This is a genomic window from Sphingobium sp. GW456-12-10-14-TSB1 (assembly GCF_059424385.1).
This window is the reverse complement of sequence record NZ_JBWKZI010000001.1, coordinates 868028-890046: the sequence shown is the minus strand read 5'-3', so window position 1 is coordinate 890046 and position 22019 is coordinate 868028. Positions and strand designations below refer to the sequence as shown.

Genomic DNA, 22019 nt, shown 5'->3' with positions numbered 1-22019 from the left:
CAGGAATGTGCCGCAGAAAATGCTCCGGCACGGCGTTCGGAGACGGTTTATCCATCTCCCATGCGGGCATTGCCCGCATGTCTGGTGTGAGACGCCGATTGCAGCGTCATCAGAATTTCATCTGGATTCCCCCTGTAATCGTGCGTCCGGGGGCAGCGACCATCGCAATATAATCGCTCTTGCCATCAATATACCGTTGATTGGTGAGGTTCTCGACTGACGCAAAGAAGCGGACGCGTTCGTTAAATATGTAGCTTCCGTACCAATCGAGCGTTGAATAGCTCGGCCACATGTCACGCATGGCGGAGGTCTCATCGCTCCACATGATGAGATCGCCTGTGCCGCTGTGGATGAACCGGAAGCCCGTATCCAGCTTACGGTTAAAAAGCCTGATACCTGCATTCACAGATACCTTGTCTATCAGTGCGCCGGCGACGCTATTCAGAACATTAAACGTCGCCCAGGTCTGGGCCTCTGCCCATGCCTGCCAAGTAGGATAGCCAGCATCGAGAGCCATCTGGGCTTCTGCGGTCAGTGAGCCGTCCTCATTGGCGATATCGTACTTGCTTGTGCCGACGCCGACTGGATAAAGGTCTTGGCTAAAGATGTTCTTTTTCCCAGTGTAGAGCGTGGCGGCAGCGCCAGCGTAAAATACACCGGCATCGTAGCGAGCCTCCAATTCGAATCCTTGAAAACGCATGGGCGTCCGATTATTGACGAACATCACACGCCCGAGACCGGTCGGAGTGCTGATATTATCCCCAGGAAGGTTGTTCTGCATTGAAGTGTATAAATAGTCTCTCGCCCGCGTGTTAAAATATCCGAACTTGGCGAAGAACACGTCGTTTTCTTTAAAGACATCGCTGAAATTTATGTTTGCGCCCAATTCCCATGTCGTGGTCTTTTCGGGATCGGCGTAAGGGTTAGCAAACATGCTGGCGATCGGGTCGCCTGGATGGCCGCCGGTCATCAGTGTTTCGTTGATGGCAGGCGGCCGCCAGGACTTAGCCCAGCTACCATAAAGTTCGAGCCAGTGCGTAGGCCGGAGCGCACCGGAGAAAGAAGGAAGGAAGCGCCCCTCGGAGCGATCTACTCGATAATCGTAGAAATCACGTACATCGAGCCAACGTGGCCGAATGCTTCGGTTTGTAAGATAGTTCGCAAGATTGGCGATAGCCCATTCCTCGCCGCCGGCAGTTAAGTTCTGGCAGGTACCGGCGTCATAAGTACCCGCACTTTCCCTGCATGTATTGCTGAGAAGCCTTTGGAAGCGAGTTTCATATGTGCTTACTACGCCCAATATCTGGGTCGTTCCCTTTAGCCAATAGCGATCATATCGTAGGCCCGCGCCGATCGTATAAAGATCGTTCTTCACCTCGAAATTAGCGAACAGGCCGCCCATCGACCGTCGCCCGCGTGGATTAAGCGTGTCGCCACGTCCATATTGGTTGTAGGTATCTATGAGTCGGCCTTCGCGATCGACTATTACCGATGAATGCGCGCGATCCTGATAGACCTCGACGCCATAATTAGCGGTCAGGACATTCCCGCCTCCAAAATCAAAACGGGATGTATTATCTAATTGAACGCCATAGGTGCGCGTCCTGAGTCGCTGATCCATTCCGTAACCATATCCGCATGGCGTAACCCAACTTGTGGGTATCTCTTCTCGTTCGCAGAACCCACCGGCCCATGCCAGATCGACTCTCGATGCAGCCGTGGCGTCGACGGGGTAACGAGCCGTGGTATAGTTGCGATTGCGCGTGTTGACGTGATAGAGCTTTAGCCTGAGATTTATCCAGTTGCTGTCCGGCTTCCAGTTATAGTCGAACGCGAAATTCTCTGACGTGATGCTCGATGTACCCAAGCGCTTCCAAGGCGAGCCATTCTCATCCAGCAGACCAGTCCGAGTGTCACTCACATGCTCATAATCGAGCCAGGTGCCAACGTAGCTGAGCTGAACGACATGGCCGTCCCCCAGCGTCCAACGCGCTTTGATGAGCGCGGATTCCTGAAGCTGACTCGCATATTTGATGCGGCTGATCGTCTCCAGCCCATCAGCACCCGTAAAAGTGAAATTGGCCAGCCCATCATCACCTTTGGTGCCGACGTCGTAATCGCCAATGTCGCGCCGTGAGTAAGCAGCCATTAGCTCGATGTTATCGGTCAACCTGCCGGCGATCGCGGCGCTTCCAAGAAAATTGACTCCATTGCCTTCCCCGCCAAGGCCAGTCGTAGCGCGCAGTCTCGCGCCAATGCGATCGCTCTCGCCGTTTAGAATATCTTCTGGTCCAATAGTCTTGAAATCGACGCTACCCGCTATCGCACCCATCCCGTAAACATTGCTTCGCGGTCCTCGCTCTATAGCGACGGCTGTCAGTAATTCAGGATCGACATACATCTGCCCGTTTCGACCCTGGTGGCCGTTCTGGACGAAGTTCTGGCGCATACCGTCGATCATCATGTTGACGCGGCCGAAGTCCTGCATGCCCCGGATATTGACCGAGAGCCCCGGATTGAGCCGGTTGACCGCGCTGGTAACGCCGGGAACTTCCGCGATCAGATCGGCAGCGTGGCGTGCGGGCGTGCGGTCCATTTCCTCGCGCGTGACGACGCTAACTGCGCGTGGGGCCGCGAAAATCTCGTCCGCGCCGCCCGCCGCACCACCGGTGCCGACGCTCCCGTCACGACCGAACCCGCCATTGCCACCGGATTGCTGGCCTTCCACACGCAACGAGCCCAGATTGACGGTACTTCGCGTATCCCCGGAGGCTTGCGCCGTCTGGGGTGCTGGTTGGAGCGTGACGAACCCGTTATTGAGTCTCCAAGTCAGGCCAGTTCCTGCCAACAAGCGGTTCAAGGCTTGGTCGCTCGACATGCGGCCCGACACACCCGGCGACGCGCGGTCGCGGATCTCGTCCGCGTCCACGTTTACCTGCATCCCTGACTGGCGCCCGAAATCGGCCAATGCTTCGCTCAACGTCCGCGCGGGTATGTTGAAATCATGTGTAGCAGCCTCGCCGCCAGTCTGGGCCTGCGCTGCATGCGGGGCCATAATGCCCACCGCCGCAACCGATGCCAGCAACGATATCGCCAGCATCCGGCCCTGTGTTTTATCTGAATTTGAAACCCCCGAACGCACTATGAGCCACCCTTTCATTCCTTAGCGGCGGCATCTCATGCAACTGATAATCAATTGCAGATGCCCCTACTATAAAGAACAATCGAGGCTCGGGAATTTCCGGAAAAAAAATGCACAGGAAGCGGAAAAAAGCGCGAATCCCTGTTAATCGTCGCCCTGATCGGCGGTGATGACCGTGACCCATGGCGTGACGTTCCGCACTGTCAAACCATGCGACTGGGCGAGGGCCTGCAGCACTTCTCTCGACTGGCGCGTGTCATAAACGCCGGTAACCCGCCGTGTGTCGAGACCGGTGCCATAGGTCAGGATCAAACCGCTATGCCAGGGTCTCAGCGCGTCGATCACTTCGCGCACTGGCCTGTCGCTTACGATGATCTGATGATCGGTCCAGGCCGCGATCCGCGCAGGATCGACATCCTTCCGGAAGGCGCTCTGCTCCGCACATCTCAGATCGAGTGCTTCGCCGGCGGTCAGCCTCTCCGTCTGATCTGGCTGGTCGTCGCAGGCCACACGGACGAGGCCGTTCCGAACGGCCACCGACACCTGATGCCCCGCCCCTTTCCGCACTTCGAAAGCTGTGCCGAGAACCGTGGTCGTGGTAACGTCCGTGACGACCTGGAATGGATGATCGGGATCGGGCGCGACATCAAACCATGCCCTGCCCCGAAGCAGCTGCACTGTGCGTTCTCCGCCCCTGCTCACATCGAACGCGACGGCGCTTTCTGGCGCGAGGATCATTTTGCTGCCATCGGCAAGCTCAACCGATCGCATTTCGCCGGTCCCCGCAATGGCATCGGCGCGCAGATCGAGCAGCACACCGGGGGCCACGGTGATCGCAAGACAGGCTACCGCTGCTCCCAGAAAGATATGCGCGGCTCGCCGCCTGTTGTTTCGGCCGAGGAACGGCAGGATGGATGGCTTCACCCTGCGCCAACGATGGGCGTGGGCCGGAGGCATCGTGCGGACAACATGCGATATGCGCTGCGTTTCGGCCCATGCGTCCCGGTGAACCGGCTTTGCATCCAGCCATGCGTCGAACTCGGAGCGTAGGGCGTGATCTTCAGGATCTTCCTGAAGGAGAATGACCCATCCTGACGCCTCGCGGTTGGCGCGGCGCCGTTCGGCCATGTCTTCACCTGTGTCGCGCCCGGCGCTCATGGTTTCCCTTTGTGATGAACAGTCGCCATGATGGCTTTCCCCCATTCATTAAACAATCGAGCAGGGCATTTTTCCGGATGAAATGCGAATTTTCATGCGGACATGCGATCCGCTATGGCGCGGCAACGCTCAATGCCTTCAAGGATCAGCGTGTGAGCTGTCGATTTCGAGATTCCCAGAAAGGCTGCGATCTCTGTGAGTTTTTTACCGCCGATCCGATGCATTTCGACAGCGATCCGCATCTTTTCCGGCATCTCCCGGAGCGCGAAAATAATTCGCGCATATTCGTCGCGCGAGATCGCGATCACTTCCGGGTCCGGCTGATCTGACGCAATGCCAATCGCTTCTATCTCGTCGCGCGCATCGAAGATCCGCGCCTCGATCTGCTTGCGCCTCGTCCCGTTCAGCGCAAGGTTGCGCACCGTCATTCGCAGATAGGCAATAGCGTCCGGCGCTGGCAGCTTGGCGGTTCCAGTGCTGGCGCGAAGCCAGGCCTCCTGCACAATGTCTTCCGCGTCGGCGGTTTCGCCCATTATCCTCTTTGCATAACGGATAAGGGCCTCGCGATGCGAGAGGAACAATTTGAGGGTAGCCTTTCCGTTGGGCACTCCTGGCCCCTCATCGCCTTGCCAAATTCGGTTACGCTATCATCATTCTTAATGCGATCCAATCGCAATTGGGGAGAGAAGTACACCCTCGAGGATACTTCAGTTTTCGAGAATGAGCGAACTGATGTTCAAGAGCCGCGGATTGGCCCAAAAAACCCCGGACTCAGTTCGCTCATTCTTAAAAAATGACATTATATCCTCACCGTGGCCCAGGCGAACGGGTTGCGCGCAAGGGACGCGACATCCATAGCGGTGGGCTCGTGCCATATGCATAAATGAAGGCTCACTGCGGACTTGAACGATTACATTTTGCTGTTCGTCATCATATTGGGCGTGAACCTGCTACCCGCATTCGGTCCGCCAACATGGTCGATCATCCTGTTATTCAGTCTGAACACAGACCTGCCGGTAGTCGCTCTGGTTCTCATTGGCGCACTGGCGGCTGCATCCGGGCGACTGGCGCTGGCCTATGCTTTCCGATTTTTCGGCGGGTATTTGCCGGCAAAATATCGTCAGAACCTGGAAGCCGCCCGCCAGGCGCTGGAAGCCAGGCAGCGCAATATGATACTGGCCCTGGGCCTGTTCGCACTGTCGCCGTTACCCTCGGCTCAACTGTTCGCTGCGGCAGGTTTTGCAGGCATTCGCTTGCTGGGTTTTACGCTCGCCTTTTTCGCGGGGCGGCTCGTTTCCTATTCCATCTACGCCTATTCCGCGAAGGGCATCCGCGAAACCAGCATGAACGACCTTTTCACCTCCATGTTCTCCAGCCCCATGGGAATAGCGCTGCAGGTCGCGATGATCGGCTTCGTCGTGCTTTTGGTCCGGATCGATTGGAGCAAACTGTTGAACAAGGTCGGTGTAAAGGATGCCTCCGAGAAAAGCGCAAATGGTTCATCGAAACCGTAACGGTCATCTCGCTCAGGATGCCCAATCAGCGCAAGGTCGTGACACGAACAGGAAAAACCTTCGCACTCATTGTCGGCACGCCAGAACGGGCATATGAGCCCAAAACAGGACGAAGCCCATCGCTGAGGCGCCGCTGCGCACCCTTTACTCTTGATCGCCACCCTATTCCCCTACCCTCCGGTCCCCCCGGCGCTGCGAGCCTTCACTGCGCCCGGGATCGCCTTTGACGAGCGATATGAGAGCATACGTCGGCTCCCGCTCCATCATGGACTTCAATCGATCGGCAATTCGAGGTCGGGATCGGCTTTTGCTTTTGCGGCTTGAAAGCCGGGACGCCCGGATACCCGCTTCAAATAAGCCCGAAGGTCTGGATAGGGAGACAGGTCAAGGGGAACAAACGCCCGCATCGTGGTCAACGGAAACATGATCATGATGTCGGCGATCGTGAAAACATCACCGGCGAGCCAGCTATGACCCTGGCCGAAATGCGTGTCGAGCGCCGTCAGATAACGGGCGATGCGATCACGCATAACCTGGGCCATTCCTCCCTCACCCATCAGCATCATCATCGCGGGCATGAGCGAACCGTTGGCGAAATGGCACCAGTAGAGGAAACGCGCATAGTCAGGATGATCCGACGGCAGGGTCAGCCGCCCGTTTCCATAGCGGGCTACGATATAGTCGACGATCGCACCGGATTCGGAAAGTGCAAGGGCGTCATCGGTAATGACTGGCGCCGTCCCGGCGGGATGCAGCGCCTTATATGTGGCAGGTGCAAGCCGTGTGACGGGATCGCGGTCGTAGCGGACCAAGTCATAGGGTATCGCCAATTCCTCGCAAAGCCAGACGATCCGGTCTGATTGCGATATGCCAAGATGATGAACGGTCAGCATGGGTCGTCTCCTCTGGAAATACGGTCATTGTGCAAGGCTCGGCAAGGCGCCAAGCGTCGTGACGAGCCCGCGAACCTGCTTGCACAGCGGGACCACGGATGCGGCATCTAGGGGGAGGCAGACCTGCCGATCAAGATTCTGAGGATCGCCATCATCCGGGCAGGTTCATAGCGTGCCTCCTCCGTTGTCGGCAGGTGTTTCTGAAAGGCGATCCGGGCAGCGGTCCCGGTGATCGATCATATAAAATCATCCGAATGACAATCCCGCTCACCGCGTTCTCTCAGCCTCTATGACCATCCCCGAACGCGTCTTCTCGCCGGCCTTGAGGCCCTCCACGATCGCCGCTGCTGTGCGACAGGCAAGCGCGATAATCGTCAGGGTCGGATTGGCCCAGCCCGATGTCAGGAAGAGTGAACTGCCTGCAATGGACAGGTTTTCGATGCCATGGACCCGACCATAGCTGTCGGTAACTCCCTCGTGCGGGCTATCCGACATGCGGGTGGTACCCATATGATGATAACCGCCGATCGGATGCGCGCTCACCAGCGGATCAAATTGCCAGTCCTCGCCTTCCAGCCAGGGTGCCGCCTCGACTGTGCCCAGATTCAGGCGCCGCAATTCGGCGTCGAGCGCATGGACGAGACCGGCGACGCTATGCGTGTCTATTGCACTGGTGCGCCAATGCAGGCGCGAAATCGGCACGCCCATCGGATCACGAAGGTTCGACAGCATGACCCGGCTTTCCCGATTGGGTGCCTGCTCGGCCCGCACAAGCAGGGCGACATCGAGCAGCCGCATCTTGTTGAGGACCCAAGGCCGCGCCGGCTCGGAATAACGCAGGATGCGATGGGCGTTTTTCTTGACCGTCATCCACAGTCTGCGGCCACGGCGGTCAGGCGCCATTTCATGCTTCAGTCGGCCATAGGTCCGCATTGCATAGCTTTCACGCCCATGAGGCGGCTGACGTCCAGCGATCGTCAGCGAGGTGTTGAGCAGCCCTTGCTCCTTCTGGAGCTCGATGCCCGGTGCCAGCAGCGCAGCAACCGGCTGCCCCTCCACTCTATGCCTTTTGGCAAAAGCGTTCAGCAGTAGCCATGTCTTTCCCGAGATGACACGTCCGCCTCGCGCATGAGGATGTTCCATGAAGCAACGGCCGACCCAGTCGTGACCATTACCCAGTCCCATCGGCATGATGGATCGCGATGCCAGCAGCAGCCGGGCATTTTCGATGCCGCCGGTCGCAAGCACATAGTGGCGCGCCCGGACAGTGATGCGATTTCCCGAAAGGCTGCGCACATCCAGATGGTCGATAGTTCGCGCGCTGGGAGCGGCCACCACCTCCTGTACGGTCGCCTGCGTGACAATCCGGCAGCGGGGATGGTCACGCAGGTCCCGGCAATTATCGAAGGAAAAGCGGCCATGTATCTCATCGAAGGTCCAAAGCAGGGAGCGAATGCGATCGGGGTTGAAATCAGGCATGGCGATGCCCGCCGCGATCAGATCAGATGCGACAGGATGCCTTGGGCGCAACCCAAGAATTTCCCTGGCTTGCCGATAATAAGGCTGCATCTGCGCCCAACTGACCGGCCAGCCACTATGTTCGACCCAAGATCTCTTGGCAAAATCGATCGGGTCGAGTTCCGCGCAGCGGCCGCCCCATATCGCTGTTGACCCACCAAAGAAGCGCAACCGCGCATTTTCCAGGTCGTAATAGTCGAGCCCGGTGATTTCGCCTTCATTGAGCGCGGCAATCTCGGGGTCGAAGTCGATACCGCCGCTTTCCAGCAACACGACGTCGATGCCTGACTCGAGCAGCTTTCGGGCTAATGTGATGCCAGCGGCGCCGGCTCCGACAACGCACACTTACGTGAGCAGCGCCTGGCCCGCGACTGCGTCGAGATGATGATGCATGGGTGCTTAAACCAATATCTTCTATAAATTGATTGATCGACCGTTTGCCTCCTTCGGCGAGAGATAAGCGTCAGGGTAGGGCCAAAGAGCCGGCCCGCGGCGCTTTCATCGCATCTGTCAGCGCGATCGGACCAGACGAACCTCTGTATCTTTCTGCGTTCATTCGTCGGTCCCGCCGCTCAAGCCATCGACGCGATCGTCTTGCGAAATCGCGACACCGCGATCGCGAAGAACAGCGCGCCGATCCCCGCGATCGCGAGAAATTGGGACCAGACGACATCGAACCCGGCGCCGCGGAACAGGATCGCCTGGCCTAGCTCGACAAAATGGGTCGTAGGCGCAATCAACATGACGTCCTGAACGATCTGCGGCATGCTCTCGCGGGGCGTGGTGCCCCCGGAGAGCATTTGCAGCGGCAACAGGACCAGGACCGCGAGCATTCCGAATTGCGGCATGTTGCGCGCGAGCGTCGCCATGAAGATGCCGAGCGATGTCGTCGCGAACAGGACAAGTGCCGCGCCGGCGAAAAATAATGTCGTTGATCCCGCAACGGGAACGCCAAGCGCGCCGCGCACCACGAATGTGAGCGACACGAAGGAGGCGACGAGAACGACCAGCCCCATCGACCAGACCTTGCTCATCATGATCTCAAACGGCGTCACAGGCATTACGAGCAGATGCTCGATCGTGCCATGCTCCCGTTCGCGGATGAGCGCGGCGCCGGTGAGAATGATGGACAGCATCGTGATCTGGTTGATGATCTGGCGGAGGCCGCCGAACCAGCTCTTGTCGAGGGTCGGATTGAACCGGGCGCGCAGCTCGAGGTCGACCGGCAGCGCCGTCCTGCCGCGATAGCGCTGCAGGAACTCATTGGCCTCGCCAAGAGCGATCTGCTGGATATAGGCGCTGCCGGTAAAAGCCTGGGACATGCGCGTCGCATCGGTGTTGAGCTGCACCTCGGCGGGACGCCCCGCCAGCACGTCGCGCTGGAAACCGGAGGGGATATGCAGCACGAACGTGTATGTACCCGCGTCCAGGCCGGGGTCGATCTGTGCCGGGCTAATCATTACCGGCTCCTTGAACTGGGGCGGATAAAACGCCGCGACGATCCGCTGCGAGAGCGGTGAATTATCTTCATCGACAATCGCAAGCGCAGCCTTGTGCAGCGTTTCGGGCATGGAGGAAGCCGACATATAGACCGACAAGGTGAAGCTGAACCCGATCAACAGAAGCATCATCGGATCGCGCCACAGGCTCCACAATTCCTTCACGCCCAGACGGTAGATGTTGGAGAGCTTCTGGCGCATGTCAGCTTTCCTGCTTTTTAAGGAGCGCGATCGCCAGACCGACGATGACCGGTCCCGAGACCAGGAGCGGCCAGAAGGAGTGGACGAGGTCGCCAAAGCCCAGCGCCTTGTTGAACACGCCGCGCGTGATCGTGAACATATGGCTTGCGGGATAGATCTCGCCGATCGCCCGCCCTACCCCTTCGAGCGACGATACGGGATCTATCATGCCGCCATAGGTCACCGCCGGGATCAGGGTGCCGACCATGGCGAGGAACATCGCCGCGATCTGGGTGCGCGTTATGGCGGAGGCAAGCAGACCCATGCCCGTCGCGATCAGCGAGAAGAGGAAAGCCGACGTCATCATGGCCACGATGCTGCCATTGGGAAGAACATCGAAGAGGATGGCCGAGACCAGCACCATGACGATGAAATTGACCATGGCGAGCGCGACATAGGGCAGTTGTGTTGATTTCCACTGAGAAGTGACCCGGGTAGGGCGTAAATTTCCACTGAGAATTGACCCATGTTGAACTCGTCCCTGGCTTTGGCAAGCGAGGGTATATGGAGTGTTGGACATGGCGTTATTGAGCGTTATCCGGCGCTGGCATTTTCGCGATCATCTACCGATCCGAGAGATAGCGCGGCGCACCGGACTATCACGCAACACGATCCGCAAATATTTGCGGTCCGAGACGATCGATCCGCGATTCAAGGTGCCTGATCGACCAAGCAAACTGGATCCATTTGCTGAGCATCTGGCGGCCTGGCTGCGGCGCGAGATGGGCCGATCGCGCAAGCAGAAGCGCACGATCAAGCAGTTTCACGCCGATCTGGTGAGCCTGGGTTATGAAGGATCCTACAACCGGGTTGCCGCTTTTGCTCGGGACTGGCGCGAAGATTATCGGCGCCAGCAACAGATTGGCGGGCGTGGGACATTCGTGCCCCTGTCGTTCGCGCCGGGGGAAGCTTTCCAGTTTGATTGGAGCGAGGACTGGGCAATCATTGCCGGGGTTCGGACCAAGCTGCAGGTCGCGCATTTCAAGCTCAGTTACAGCCGGGCATTCATCGTGCGCGCCTACCTTCTGCAAACCCATGAGATGCTGTTCGACGCCCATAATCACGCCTTCCGCGTGCTGGGCGGCGTGCCGCGCCGGGGTATCTATGACAATATGCGCACGGCGGTCGACAAGGTCGGGCGTGGTAAGGAACGCACCGTCAACGCACGCTTCCTGACGATGGTCAGCCACTATCTGTTCGAAGCCGAGTTCTGTAACCCGGCTGCGGGATGGGAAAAGGGGCAGGTCGAGAAGAATGTCCAGGATGCGCGGCACCGTCTGTGGCAACCCACGCCGCAGGCCGAGAGCCTTGATGCGCTGAACCTGTGGCTGGAGGAGCGCTGCAAGGCGTTATGGGAGGACATCTCTCACGGGATCGAACCCGGGTCGGTTGCCAATGCCTGGGCCGATGAATCTGAGTGTCTGATGGTTGCGGGCAGGCCCTTCGATGGTTTTGTGGAATATCGCAAACGGGTATCGCCGACGTGCCTCATCCACTTTGAGCGCAATCGCTACAGCGTACCGGCCTCTTTCGCCAATCGCACTGTCAGCCTGCGCGTCTATCCTGATCGCTTCCAGGTCGTCGCCGAGGGGCAGCCAATCTGCGCGCATCAGCGCATCATCAACCGCTCTCACGACGGTCCAGGTCATACGGTTTATGACTGGCGTCATTATCTGGCGGTCGTGCAGCGCAAACCCGGCGCCCTGCGCAACGGAGCGCCCTTCCTTGAGCTACCCGATGCGTTCCAGCGTCTGCAGCGACATCTGTTGCGCAATCCTGGCGGCGACAGGGAAATGGTCGAAATACTGGCGCTGGTTCTTCATCATGATGAGCAACTGGTGCTGACGGCGGTCACCATGGCGCTGGAGGCTGGCGTTCCGACCAAGACCCATATCCTCAATCTGCTCTATAGGCTGGTCGACGGAAAACCGATCTCCACGCCGCCGGTGACGGCGCCCCAGGCGCTCAAGCTGGTCAGCGAGCCGATGGCCAATGTCGAACGCTATGATGATCTGCGCAAGGAGAAGCGTCATGCGTCATGACCCTGCCAGCGGCGCCATCGTTGTCATGCTCCGCAGCCTCAAGATGCATGGCATGGCGCAGGCCGTCACCGATCTCATGGAACAGGGATCTCCAGCCTTCGAAGCCGCCATCCCGATCCTCTCCCAGTTGCTCAAAGCCGAGACAGCAGAACGGGAGGTTCGGTCTGTGGCCTATCAGCTCAAGATCGCGCGCTTCCCTGTCTATCGCGATCTGGCCGGCTTCGACTTTACCAGTAGCGAGGTCAATGAAGCTCTGGTGCGTCAGTTGCATCGCTGCGACTTCATCGACATCGCCGACAATATCGTGCTGGTCGGCGGTCCTGGCACCGGCAAGAGCCATGTGGCAACCGCGCTGGGCATCCAGGCCATCGAACATCATCGAAAGCGCGTCCGCTTCTTCTCGACGGTCGAACTGGTCAATGCGCTCGAGCAGGAAAAAGCACAGGGCAAGGCCGGTCAGATCGCCAATCGCCTCCTGCACTCCGATCTCGTTATCCTGGATGAGCTTGGATATCTGCCGTTCAGTGCTTCAGGTGGCGCGCTGCTCTTCCATCTGCTGAGCAAACTCTACGAGCGCACCAGCGTCATCATCACCACAAACCTGAGCTTCAGCGAATGGGCCACCGTGTTCGGCGACGCCAAAATGACCACGGCGCTTCTCGATCGGCTTACCCATCACTGCCACATCCTGGAGACCGGCAACGATAGCTTCCGCTTCAAAAACAGCTCTGCCAAGCAGGCCAGAACCCAAAGGAGAAAACCACGGGTTGACCCACCCATGACACCCGAAACATAATCCGCAGACGGGTCACTTCTCGATGGAAAACCCGGGTCACTTCTCAGTGGAAATCAACAGCCTTGCGGCCTAAGCGTTCGCTGATTGTTCGCTCTTAGCGTTGTTTAGCGTACCATCCACGCTATGCCCTCAGCCACTGAACAGATCGACGCGTTGCCCGATCAGGCTTGTCCCAACGATCAGGCGGTAGTCGGTTTAACGCTCAATCCCGAGTATTTGTCCAAATCCGCCTACCCGCTTGAGCTTCTCAAAGCCGCCGGCGTCACTCCGGTTGGAAGCCGCCCCAAAAGGGTCACCCCCGAGAAGCGCTCCCGGAACCGCGAGCCGGCGGAAGCGCTAACGACAGAGTTGTTCGTGATGGCGCCGCGCGCGACGTTCCGAAACTGGAATCAAGCCTTGCCCGCCTTAACGGAGAACGCGCCGGGCGCAAACGATCTCGCTTCGCTGGAAGATATCGAAGCGCCCAGCTCAGACGACAAAATCAAGGGTAGATTGCCGGACGCCAGTGAAGCCGTTTTCGAAGTGGTGCTGCACGCCGACCCCCTCGCGGGTGATCAATTTGTCCTACCCTATTTCCGAGAATTCCTCGCGTCACTTGGCGTCGAGACTAACTTTAATCGTCGCTTCTATGCGGGAGGATTGTGTTTTCTTGAATTAGAGGCGCCGGTGGACCTGGCCGATGAAATCGCTACCTTCACGGTCGTCAGGGCGCTTCGGGAAATGCCCCGCCTGCGAATGCTGCGTCCGACGATCCGGGCCGCAGCACTTCCTGGTCAAAAGGTCATTCTTCCTACCGGATTAGCTCTCGAACGGAATGACCGAGGACGAGCTGCGCAAGGATGCCTGGAAATGGGAAAACTGCCTTCACGCGACCAAAACCTTGCGTGGCAATAGCCTACGTAATCCCGCTTTCGACATCCATTACAATGCGAGGCTCGAAGGCCGGGATTTTCGGCCATCCGAACCTCTGTCCTATGCAATGATTATCTCTGTTCACGCGAAGAACTCGGCTGACCTCTATGATCAGGTCGTTCGTCGTTACGTTACCCAGCTTGAGCCGATCCGGCCTGTCATCGATATTCCGGTTCGTATTTGACAATGGCCGCGTCACGAATGCACCCAAGGCCCTAAATGGCGACACTACTCGCAGATTTGATCCCAGACTTGTGTTAGAAAGTGGCATGAGCATTCCACCCCGCCGGCGAAAGACGGCTTATTCCTCTCTGCGCAGGATTTGCCGGCGGCTCGACGTGCCTTTTGTTGTCGGACAGCGGAACCGGGATGGTTTGATATCTACTGGCGTTCATCCGCACGAAAATCCGGCCGATGAAGGGACTGCCGATTTATCGACTTCGGTTCCGTAGCCGGGCGGCAAAGGCTACCACACTTCAACCGACAATTGGCCGTCTTCGGATTTCAATGCGCTGCAACAGCGTCGTGACCATATTGCAAAATAAGCGGCATCGCCACGTTCTGCGGCATGCGCATATCGAGCAGCATTTCGATGAAAGCTGCGTCCTGCGCCGCCATTTCCGCTCCTTCGATCCGCGCACTGGCAACAGACTCGGCATAAGCCGCGCGCGCCTGCGCCGCCGCTTCATCGGAGAGAGGAGTGAAATCCAATTCCGCGATGCGGACTCGATAGGCGTCAAGAATATCCATCATCAGATTTCGCCAGCAACATCAGTCATCGAGTCTACCCCCCAGTCGCGTCATCAAGTCCATGCGCTCATGGAAGATCGCGATAATCAGCGCAGGAGCGCCCTCTCGGGGGAGGCAAAACAGGTAGTGATGTTCACAGTGCGACATGCGCAGCGCCGGGTAGATTGCGCTCATGTCCTTGAACGCGCCTTTGCTCGCAGCAAGGTTGGCAATGCCAGCTTGCAGCTTGGCAATATAGCGACGAACCTGCGCCTCGCCCCATTGCTTTCGCGTGTATCGGATGATGCTCCGTAAATCGGCTTCCGCCTCATCCGTCAGAACATAGCCGTTCAAATGCGATTGCCCTCGGCCAGTTCCTCCTCGAGAATTTCGTCAATGCTTTTGCTGGACACCTTGCCCGCAAGCCCTGCCTCGATGCGAGCCTGAAGCAGAGTCCGCAATTCGCCCCAGGCTTGGTCCGATCCGGCGCCGGTCGGAAACAACCGCTCAAGTGCATATTGCTTGATCGTTTTGCCCTGCAACGCAGCCATCGCCTTAAGGCTTTGATGCTGCTGGTCGGTAATGTCGATGGTCAGTCGACTCATGTCTCGATGCTCCATCATTTTGTACAAACCCACATTTAGCACATTTGTGGCACTGGTGACAGCGCTAATGGTCCTGTGATTATTCGTCGACCGACCGGTGGCAGCTGCCACCACCTAGCGGGACCGCTCAGGCGATCGTGTGCGCTCCGGGCTTTCGCGCTTCATCTTCCGCTCCATCGCGGCCACCGTTCGTTCGTGGACGGTCGGAGAGCGTCCAACCCTCACAAATGCTCGCACCTCATCCGCGAGTTGCCGGTCCTTCGGATCGGTGCTGCCCGCAAGGCGTTGCGCGGCGGCAAGATAGTGTCGACACACGGCTTCCCATGCCCGTTTGCCGCGCGCCACGAAAAGAGGCGCTCCAGACTGACACCGGATCTGCGCATAAGCTGCAACCGTGATTTTCCCGTTTGCTTTCGGTGCGGGCCCAGTGCCCGCCCTATAGCGTTCCCGTGCTCGCAGCAGCGCGGTGCTTTGGCCAGCCCTACCAACCCCGCGCACTCGGCGGGGCGTCGCTTCGGCCGCCACACCCCTTTCCCGCAATTCTTCGGCGAAGCGCTCGCGATAATGATGAAGCGTGTGACGCCGCGGGTTGAAGCGCAGTCCGGTGTCACCTCGGGCTGCAACGGTCAGGTGGACGTGAGGCCTCGGGGTATCGGTATGCAGCGCCAACACATAATCCCACTCATGCGCGATTTCGCTGCGAGCCACTTCGCCCACGGCCGCGAGAACCGCATCAGCGCCCGTGCCTGCCGGCATCGAGAAAACCATGCTCACCGCAGCGACCGTTGCCTTGTCGCGCCGATAGGCGGGATCGCTCCAATCGCGGGCAAGTTCGGACCGATCGATCTGCTCGGCAAGAATGTCGCCGTCGCGCGTTTCCAGGGCAACTTTACCCTTACGGCCGATATAGTCGAAATGGGCGGTCAACTTCTGCACGCCCTGCTTTCGGCACGTGACTTTGACCATAACCTCTGGCGTTCGGGAGACCACGCGAGCAAGACGGGCGCGTGTGCCACCGGCTCGCGCTCCGCCATATGCGGACATGAGCTTGCGTGCGCCGCGCACATTGGGGTCGGCCACGCTCCTGGGCCGAAAGAGTTCCGAGAGAACGCGCGCCTCAAAGCTGCTGTCAAAGTCGCTCACCGGGAATCTCCCAATATGAAAGGTCCGCCTTTGTCGCCGCGCCGATGCCATCGACGGCAGCGCCGATTGCCGCCCGCAGCTCGTTCACCTTGCGCAGTTCCTCACCAATTTCGGCTGCATTATCCGCCAAAGCCATTCTGTTGGCGGCCCGCGCTAGCTGGTTCACGTTGCGGCCGATACGCTGCAACGCCTGTCGGCAATTCAGCAGCTCTTCTCGCAGTTCACGATCAACCGGTGCCGCGATCCCAAGTCTGCGCCGTACCAATACCGTGGCCCATGTCGTCGGTGTCATCCGCCGCGCCTCCGCCTGGTGGCGGAGTACGATCATTTCGGTATCGGTTAGACTCAGGCGCGGGAGACGTTTCTGAGCACCTTGCTTAGCCTCCGCTGACGGCTCCCGTTCATCACACGTCGCGCCGGACTGTCTGAGAACCGCGTCAACAAGCTGGCGCATGAATGGGCCGCGACCTCCTCGCGATCCCGCAAGCGTATCGATCATGGTCAGCTTGGCCGCCTCGATCCTGAAGGCCAGTGTCCTATCCATGTCGGGGTAGGTTTCGTTCAGTGGAGCGGTCCAGACCGTCAGGAACGCACCAGACGTTAACAATTGTCGCCGCCGGGCTTATCCTGCCATCAACAAAACCTACCCCGCCATCAACAAAACCTACCCCGATTAAGCTGGAAAACGGTGGCAGCTGCCACCAGCATCGTCTGCTCCGTAACCAGCCAGAACCGTTGACCGGTAATGGCTCACATGCCGGCAAATCCCGCTCGCTCACTGCAGGCGCCCCTTGCTGGAGAAATCCGGCTTCGTGCGATCAAGGATTGCGCCCATGAGGCCCGAGAAGTTCACCTGTCCCCGCAGGCCCTTCTCCCCCATGGCAGCCAAGCAGCCATTCGGCTTTCTGACGTGATAGCGGTCAGCCGGGTCAAGTGCAGCATTGCGCTGGATGATTATGACGCACAAAGCGGCCCTCTCGCGTCCAAGACGCTCACAAGCTGCCTGCCACGTTCGTCGGTCGATGCCCATTTGCTGCGCCATCTGGAAGGACGTTTCTACGATGGCAGGCCAATTCACCCCTCCATACATATCCAGCACGCTCCGATACTCATCGGTCGCAAGCGCCGACGCCAGCCTCGGCGTCACCTGGTCGTGCGAGCGGCGCGACGCGGTGGCGGCGCTACAGGTTTTTGAAAATTGTTTTGTTGGTATATCAGGTGCGAAGTTTTCTTCCGATCGATCGGAAGTGTTTGACGCACCGGAGCATTCCGCCAACTCAGCCAAAACCGCTGACAGTGCGGCCTTGATCGCCTCCAATCGGGTTAGGTCAGCGATGCGCGCCGTGCGGCCATGGGGCAATATGTCGGCTGCAAGCGCCTGTGCCTCAGCACTCTCGCTCTTCCTGATGGCACGGTTAATCTGCCGTATCTCAGCCCTGCATCGGTCGAAGGTGTGATTGCGGAGCCGCAGTGCATCCATCTTGTCCAGCATCTCCCGATGGCGCTGGATCAGGGGAGCCAGATTGATGCCCGCGGCCCATGTAATCCGCCCATCACGGCGATCTCCTGACCGGGCGCCATTAGTCCCCATCGATCGGACAAGGAAGCCGGCCTCCTCCAGTTCGCGTTCGGCTGAGTTAATCGACCTGGGCGACAAGTTTAGCGCGCGAGCGGTGCGACATACCTGTCCCCAGACCGCGCAAATGCGGCCACGCAGATAATCCTCATCGGAAGTCTTCAGCACATAGTGTCGAACCAAGGCGATGGCGGTGCGGGAGAGGCGATAATGAACCTTGGCCACCGCTTCGAACGCCGCCAGCAGTTCGAAGCGGCTGCACCCATCTGGAAGACCAGAATGCGTCAAGGTGATGCTCATTGCGCCAGCCCCTCGCTTCCGATAGACTGTGCGAGCCAATCCCCAGCTATGGTTTGGTTTGCCCTCGCGATGGTGCCAGCCTTCGCGGGGGTTTTATTTTGCCTGCCGGACGGCCTGCCCCGGTTAGACATTGCCCCCGCAACCGCTTGATCTTCCGTGCGGCGAGAATCAGAGGTTAGACAATTGAAACCCGCAGCGGCTCGTACTTCTCGAAGCCCAGGCAAGGATCACGGTATCCCCGACCACTGACCCGTGCCAGTCGCCGGGGATAAGAAGAACAGGAATACCCGTCGCGAGCAAAAGACGTTCGGCGGACCAGGACGATGGGAGAAAATCCAGCAAAGGATGGGTTGCGACGATCAGGTCGCAATGCAATGCCCGCAACATCGCATCATCATTGGTGCCGTCATGCCATATGATGCGGAACTCCGAACGGATGCCATATTCTTCGGTCAGATCGGCGAAATGACGTGCGGCGGCAACGGCGCGCTGCTCATCCTCTTCTCTCTGTTTCTGAATGACGGAAGATATTGCCCCGCCACGCGCATAGCTGGACGCGGGATCGAGCGGTGTGCGGGCGACACCATAAATCCCGATGAGATGGGCATCATGACGCTGCGCAAGCGCTGCCGCATGGCGACCAATCCGTTCTCCTTCAGGCCTGGCATTCAGGAATACGGCGATATCTCTCCAACTGGTCAGCAATGGTCATCACCCTGAAGATATGCCGGCCCATGGAGGTACGGAAGCGCCCTCGGGCCAAGCGCAAGCCACCATATAAAAAGGAAACTCTGGAGTATAGATGCTTTCTTCTTCATAACCCTCATCGGAACAGGGCACCCTTCCCGCAAATGTTACAAATCCGTAACCGCGCAGACAAACCATGAGGCTTCAAATCGCGTAGCCTCTGGTGACATGGATGAAAGCAGCGGGAAGCGCGGCACCTGGAAGACCGCCCTATTGCAAAGGAACAACGAAACGTGAGCGTGGCCGGTTCAACCAGAGACTATCACTCGCTCGATACCGACACCGTCCTCGATGAACTCGGTGTCGACGGCGCAGGCTTGAACCATGCCGAAGCTGCAGAACGATATCGGTTTCATGGTCCCAACGCCCTGCCCCAGGCTCGCTCGACCCCTGCGCTCATCCGTTTCCTGGCGCAGTTCAACAGCGCCCTTATCTATTTTCTTCTCGCCGCAGCAGCTGCGGCTGCGCTGCTCGGCCACATCGTCGACGCCGCGGTCATTTTCGTTGTGGTGCTGATCAACGCGATTGTCGGCTTCGTCCAGGAGGGCAAGGCCGAGCGGGCTCTGGGGGCGATCCGCGACATGATCGCGCCGCATGCGACAGTGCTGCGGGCCGGCGCGAAAGAGACGATCCCTGTTCCGCAGGTCGTGCCCGGCGATATCATTTTGCTGGAGGCCGGCGACCGCGTCCCCGCTGATATGCGTCTGATCCGCACCCGCGGCTTGCTTATCGACGAAGCGCCACTGACAGGAGAGTCCCTGCCGGTGGAAAAGCAGGACAGCCCTGTGGCGACCGAGGCAGATTTGGCTGACCGTCTCAGCATGGCCTATTCCGGCACGCTGGTCGCATCGGGTCAGGCGACCGGGGTCGTAACGGGAACAGGGCTAAATACGCAGATCGGCCGGATCAGCGGTCTGCTCCAGGGTGTCGCAACCGTGGCCACGCCTCTTCTGCGCCAGATCAACCGCTTTGCCCACCGCTTCACCCTAGTCGTCCTGGCTGGCTCCGTCGCGCTGTTCGCCTTCGCCGTACTGGCGCGCGAGTTTCATTGGGTCGATGCGCTGATCGCGGTCGTGGCCCTTGCCGTCGGTATCATTCCGGAAGGACTGCCGGCGGTGATCACCATCACGCTTGCCATCGGCGTACAAAGAATGAACGACCGAAATCGGCGATCGCGCGGGATCTGCCGATGACCGCCATCGTACCAAGATCGCGATAGCGAAACGGCACCGCCTTTTTGCGGCCCGCGATCCGGTCGGCAATCAGTCTTCCGACATATTTTCCCTGTTGCTTCGCCACGGGGGCCAGGCCGGGCAGCGGTTTGGCCGTGCCCGGATCGAAGCTGGCGACGTCGCCGATCGCGAAGATGTTGGCATGCCCGGGCACGGAGCAATTCTCCGTCACCTTGACGGCGCCATTGCGCGCAGCCGCGGCACCAAGCCAGATCGCGGCGGGCCGCGCTTGCGTGCCCGCGCACCATAACACGACAGCGGCGTCGATCCGCTCATCGCCCAGAACGATCCCGTCCGCATCCACGAGCGTGACCGCCTCGCCCAGACGGACCTCGACGCCGAGCGAGCGAAGCGCGCCCGACGCATAGTCTGGCAGATCGCCGGGAAATGCGCCCAGGACATGCTGGCCAGCCTCGCACAGGACGATGCGGGCCGATTGGGGATCGATATGCCGGAAATCACGGGCGAGAGTGGTCCGTGCCAGTTCAGCAATGGTGCCGGCCAGTTCGACACCGGTCGGACCGCCCCCGACGACTACGAATGTCAGGAGCCTCGTCACCTCCGCAGGATCGTCGCATTGCTCGGCGCGTTCGAACGCGAACAGCAATCGGTCCCGAATCGACAAGGCGTCATCGATCGATTTCAGGACCTTTGCGTGGTCCGCCCACTCGTCACGGCCGAAAAAACTGTACGCCGCGCCAGTGGCAAGGACCAGATAATCGTAGCGGAGCGTTCTGCCGTCTGCGAGTTTCACGACCTGCGCGGTCGGTTCGACGCCAGTCACATCGGCCATCAGGACGCTCGCATTGCGGTTTCGCCTCAGGAGCACCCGGCTCGCCGTGGCGATATCAGCCGGCGACAGGGCCGCTGTCGCGACCTGATAAAGCAATGGCTGAAAAAGATGGTGATTGGTACGATCGACGAGGAGTACATCCGCATCCGCGTGCTTTAGCGCTTTCACAGCCGCCATTCCGCCAAAGCCGGCGCCCACGATCAAAATCTTCGGTCGCATCCTAAATTCTCATAGCCATTCCGACGAGCCTCCATCTTCGCTTCTGTAATCACGTCCATTGCTGGGATTTGCAACCGACCGCGCCGATCGCCCCGATTCGGTGGAACTGACAATCCCGGTGGCATTCTATTTGCGATAAGCCGCCAGTTGCCAACATATCGGGTAAGCACCGTTGGTTCGGCCTCATGAAACATGGCCAGGTGGATAGGGCAGCCGAACAGAACGATTCCAAATATTCACCTTAGCCGTTTGGCATTACACGCCGCATGAACGCGTCGAGTAATGGCACCGTAAACGCGGTATCTCCATGGGCCGGACTGTAAAGCATCCCCTTGGCGATCAAATTGTTGCGGGTCGGCGCCACGCTTGAAACCTTCACGCTCATCGCTTCGGCCAGTGCGCTCCGCGTCGCGCTATCGACATCCCCTCTGTGACAGGGAATATCAGCGGCATCCCAACTGTGCTTCTCCCATTCCTGGAAGAAATACGGATATCCTTGCGTTCTATCCACGATAGCGCTCAGCGCAATATCTTCGATCGTTTCACCTTCCCGTTCAATCGGGAGGCAGATCGCATCTCTAGCAGACACATTGTCGAGCAGCCCGATCGCAACAAATTCGAAAAGGCGTTCTGCATAGGATTTGGCGCGCCCCATTCGACCAATAAGCTGAGGCAATCCTGCAGCGATCATCGTCACCGGCAACTGCTTCTGCCTCGCCCGGCGCAAAGCGCTGGTCAACGCCGCAAGCTGCGCTTCAGGCACGTATTGCACCTCATCGATCACCAGTTCCATCGCCGAACCCCATTCCCGTGCGGCCTTCCCTATCGTGACTATCAGATCCGAAAGATCCGCTTCGAGATCGCCCCCTCTGAAGCCTGCTTCTCTCGGTGGAGCCGCAGCAGCGCCGCCCGAAGCGCCGAACGAGAATGCCGGGGAGAGATCGGTTCTCAGGCGCTTCGA

Annotated in this window: 21 protein-coding genes; 5 read left to right on the top strand and 16 right to left on the bottom strand. The window is 59.0% G+C overall.

Annotated features, from left to right (window positions below):
- Positions 1–109: 109 nt before the first annotated feature.
- The 3 genes from AC07X9_RS04315 to AC07X9_RS04305 all read right to left on the bottom strand — a co-directional run bounded on the left by AC07X9_RS04315 (position 110) and on the right by AC07X9_RS04305 (position 4908).
- Positions 110–3100, bottom strand: a complete 2991-nt coding sequence (locus tag AC07X9_RS04315; protein WP_176342101.1) for a TonB-dependent receptor — start codon at positions 3098–3100, stop codon at positions 110–112.
- 186 nt (positions 3101–3286) lie between these two features.
- The gene (locus AC07X9_RS04310) at positions 3287–4300 is read right to left on the bottom strand and encodes a FecR family protein (protein WP_176342100.1); all 1014 of its coding nucleotides are present in this window, start codon (positions 4298–4300) and stop codon (positions 3287–3289) included.
- A 92-nt stretch (positions 4301–4392) separates the two neighbouring features.
- Entirely contained in the window at positions 4393–4908 is a 516-nt protein-coding gene (locus AC07X9_RS04305) for an RNA polymerase sigma factor (protein ID WP_066516484.1), read from the bottom strand.
- Positions 4909–5217: 309 nt separating this feature from the next.
- On the opposite strand from AC07X9_RS04305, the gene AC07X9_RS04300 reads away from it, so the two are divergent.
- Positions 5218–5814, top strand: a complete 597-nt coding sequence (locus AC07X9_RS04300; protein WP_254908036.1) for a hypothetical protein — start codon at positions 5218–5220, stop codon at positions 5812–5814.
- Between the two features lie 272 nt (positions 5815–6086).
- Here AC07X9_RS04300 and AC07X9_RS04295 read toward each other — a convergent pair whose 3' ends face one another.
- The 4 genes from AC07X9_RS04295 to AC07X9_RS04280 all read right to left on the bottom strand — a co-directional run bounded on the left by AC07X9_RS04295 (position 6087) and on the right by AC07X9_RS04280 (position 10484).
- Entirely contained in the window at positions 6087–6707 is a 621-nt protein-coding gene (locus AC07X9_RS04295; RefSeq protein WP_066516482.1) for a glutathione S-transferase family protein, read from the bottom strand.
- 267 nt (positions 6708–6974) lie between these two features.
- Positions 6975–8570 (bottom strand): FAD-dependent oxidoreductase, encoded by a 1596-nt coding sequence (locus AC07X9_RS04290; RefSeq protein WP_086485530.1) that lies wholly within the window; start codon positions 8568–8570, stop codon positions 6975–6977.
- A 227-nt stretch (positions 8571–8797) separates the two neighbouring features.
- On the bottom strand, positions 8798–9925 hold the full coding sequence (locus AC07X9_RS04285; RefSeq protein WP_086485529.1) for an ABC transporter permease: 1128 nt from the start codon (positions 9923–9925) through the stop codon (positions 8798–8800).
- A gap of 1 nt (position 9926) precedes the next feature.
- On the bottom strand, positions 9927–10484 hold the full coding sequence (locus AC07X9_RS04280) for an ABC transporter permease (RefSeq protein ID WP_086485528.1): 558 nt from the start codon (positions 10482–10484) through the stop codon (positions 9927–9929).
- Here AC07X9_RS04280 and istA point away from each other — a divergent pair.
- From istA to AC07X9_RS04265, 3 genes are all read left to right on the top strand, one after another.
- Entirely contained in the window at positions 10483–12006 is a 1524-nt protein-coding gene (istA, locus tag AC07X9_RS04275; RefSeq protein ID WP_086485527.1) for an IS21 family transposase, read from the top strand. The two genes, AC07X9_RS04280 and istA, sit on opposite strands and share 2 nt — an antisense overlap.
- Positions 11996–12802, top strand: a complete 807-nt coding sequence (gene istB / locus AC07X9_RS04270) for an IS21-like element helper ATPase IstB (RefSeq protein ID WP_069338825.1) — start codon at positions 11996–11998, stop codon at positions 12800–12802. The genes istA and istB overlap by 11 nt, the downstream gene beginning before the upstream one ends.
- A gap of 123 nt (positions 12803–12925) precedes the next feature.
- Positions 12926–13696 carry a hypothetical protein gene (locus AC07X9_RS04265; protein WP_086485526.1) on the top strand — a complete coding sequence of 257 codons (771 nt, stop codon included), beginning with the start codon at positions 12926–12928 and terminating at the stop codon, positions 13694–13696.
- Positions 13697–14218: 522 nt separating this feature from the next.
- Here AC07X9_RS04265 and AC07X9_RS04260 read toward each other — a convergent pair.
- The 7 genes from AC07X9_RS04260 to AC07X9_RS04230 form a co-directional block, all read right to left on the bottom strand.
- Complete coding sequence (locus AC07X9_RS04260; protein WP_086485524.1) at positions 14219–14467, bottom strand: hypothetical protein; 249 nt, start codon at positions 14465–14467, stop codon at positions 14219–14221.
- 18 nt (positions 14468–14485) lie between these two features.
- On the bottom strand, positions 14486–14797 hold the full coding sequence (locus tag AC07X9_RS04255) for a type II toxin-antitoxin system RelE/ParE family toxin (protein ID WP_086485523.1): 312 nt from the start codon (positions 14795–14797) through the stop codon (positions 14486–14488).
- Entirely contained in the window at positions 14794–15048 is a 255-nt protein-coding gene (locus AC07X9_RS04250; RefSeq protein ID WP_086485522.1) for an antitoxin, read from the bottom strand. The genes AC07X9_RS04255 and AC07X9_RS04250 overlap by 4 nt, the downstream gene beginning before the upstream one ends.
- Positions 15049–15162: 114 nt before the next feature.
- On the bottom strand, positions 15163–16191 hold the full coding sequence (locus AC07X9_RS04245) for a relaxase/mobilization nuclease domain-containing protein (RefSeq protein ID WP_086485521.1): 1029 nt from the start codon (positions 16189–16191) through the stop codon (positions 15163–15165).
- Entirely contained in the window at positions 16178–16735 is a 558-nt protein-coding gene (gene mobC, locus AC07X9_RS04240; RefSeq protein ID WP_086485934.1) for a plasmid mobilization relaxosome protein MobC, read from the bottom strand. The genes AC07X9_RS04245 and mobC overlap by 14 nt, the downstream gene beginning before the upstream one ends.
- A gap of 231 nt (positions 16736–16966) precedes the next feature.
- A complete protein-coding gene (gene repC, locus AC07X9_RS04235; protein ID WP_086485520.1) occupies positions 16967–18067 on the bottom strand; it encodes a replication initiation protein RepC in 1101 nt (366 codons plus the stop codon).
- A 168-nt stretch (positions 18068–18235) separates the two neighbouring features.
- A complete protein-coding gene (locus tag AC07X9_RS04230) occupies positions 18236–18772 on the bottom strand; it encodes an adenine nucleotide alpha hydrolase family protein (protein ID WP_140159560.1) in 537 nt (178 codons plus the stop codon).
- 275 nt (positions 18773–19047) lie between these two features.
- On the opposite strand from AC07X9_RS04230, the gene AC07X9_RS04225 reads away from it, so the two are divergent.
- Positions 19048–20007: an HAD-IC family P-type ATPase gene (locus AC07X9_RS04225; RefSeq protein WP_231923296.1), complete on the top strand. Its 960-nt coding sequence runs from the start codon at positions 19048–19050 to the stop codon at positions 20005–20007.
- Here the strand turns inward: AC07X9_RS04225 and AC07X9_RS04220 are convergent.
- Together AC07X9_RS04220 and AC07X9_RS04215 are read right to left on the bottom strand one after the other, a co-directional pair.
- Positions 19940–21058 carry an NAD(P)/FAD-dependent oxidoreductase gene (locus AC07X9_RS04220; protein WP_086485519.1) on the bottom strand — a complete coding sequence of 373 codons (1119 nt, stop codon included), beginning with the start codon at positions 21056–21058 and terminating at the stop codon, positions 19940–19942. The genes AC07X9_RS04225 and AC07X9_RS04220 overlap by 68 nt on opposite strands.
- 241 nt (positions 21059–21299) lie before the next feature.
- Entirely contained in the window at positions 21300–21851 is a 552-nt protein-coding gene (locus tag AC07X9_RS04215) for a DUF8462 domain-containing protein (protein ID WP_053085621.1), read from the bottom strand.
- Positions 21852–22019: the final 168 nt, after the last annotated feature.

Excerpts from the sequence above, each read along its gene's own strand:
- istA (WP_086485527.1), top strand. The coding sequence starts at position 10,483 with ATGGCGTTATTGAGCGTTATCCGGCGCTGGCATTTTCGCGATCATCTA.
- AC07X9_RS04315 (WP_176342101.1), bottom strand. The coding sequence starts at position 3,100 with ATGCTGGCGATATCGTTGCTGGCATCGGTTGCGGCGGTGGGCATTATG.
- AC07X9_RS04220 (WP_086485519.1), bottom strand. The coding sequence starts at position 21,058 with ATGCGACCGAAGATTTTGATCGTGGGCGCCGGCTTTGGCGGAATGGCG.
- istB (WP_069338825.1), top strand. The coding sequence starts at position 11,996 with ATGCGTCATGACCCTGCCAGCGGCGCCATCGTTGTCATGCTCCGCAGC.
- mobC (WP_086485934.1), bottom strand. The coding sequence starts at position 16,735 with ATGGATAGGACACTGGCCTTCAGGATCGAGGCGGCCAAGCTGACCATG.
- AC07X9_RS04260 (WP_086485524.1), bottom strand. The coding sequence starts at position 14,467 with ATGATGGATATTCTTGACGCCTATCGAGTCCGCATCGCGGAATTGGAT.
- AC07X9_RS04295 (WP_066516482.1), bottom strand. The coding sequence starts at position 6,707 with ATGCTGACCGTTCATCATCTTGGCATATCGCAATCAGACCGGATCGTC.
- repC (WP_086485520.1), bottom strand. The coding sequence starts at position 18,067 with ATGAGCATCACCTTGACGCATTCTGGTCTTCCAGATGGGTGCAGCCGC.
- AC07X9_RS04310 (WP_176342100.1), bottom strand. The coding sequence starts at position 4,300 with ATGAGCGCCGGGCGCGACACAGGTGAAGACATGGCCGAACGGCGCCGC.
- AC07X9_RS04265 (WP_086485526.1), top strand. The coding sequence starts at position 12,926 with ATGCCCTCAGCCACTGAACAGATCGACGCGTTGCCCGATCAGGCTTGT.
- AC07X9_RS04285 (WP_086485529.1), bottom strand. The coding sequence starts at position 9,925 with ATGCGCCAGAAGCTCTCCAACATCTACCGTCTGGGCGTGAAGGAATTG.
- AC07X9_RS04250 (WP_086485522.1), bottom strand. The coding sequence starts at position 15,048 with ATGAGTCGACTGACCATCGACATTACCGACCAGCAGCATCAAAGCCTT.
- AC07X9_RS04215 (WP_053085621.1), bottom strand. The coding sequence starts at position 21,851 with ATGGAACTGGTGATCGATGAGGTGCAATACGTGCCTGAAGCGCAGCTT.
- AC07X9_RS04280 (WP_086485528.1), bottom strand. The coding sequence starts at position 10,484 with ATGTCCAACACTCCATATACCCTCGCTTGCCAAAGCCAGGGACGAGTT.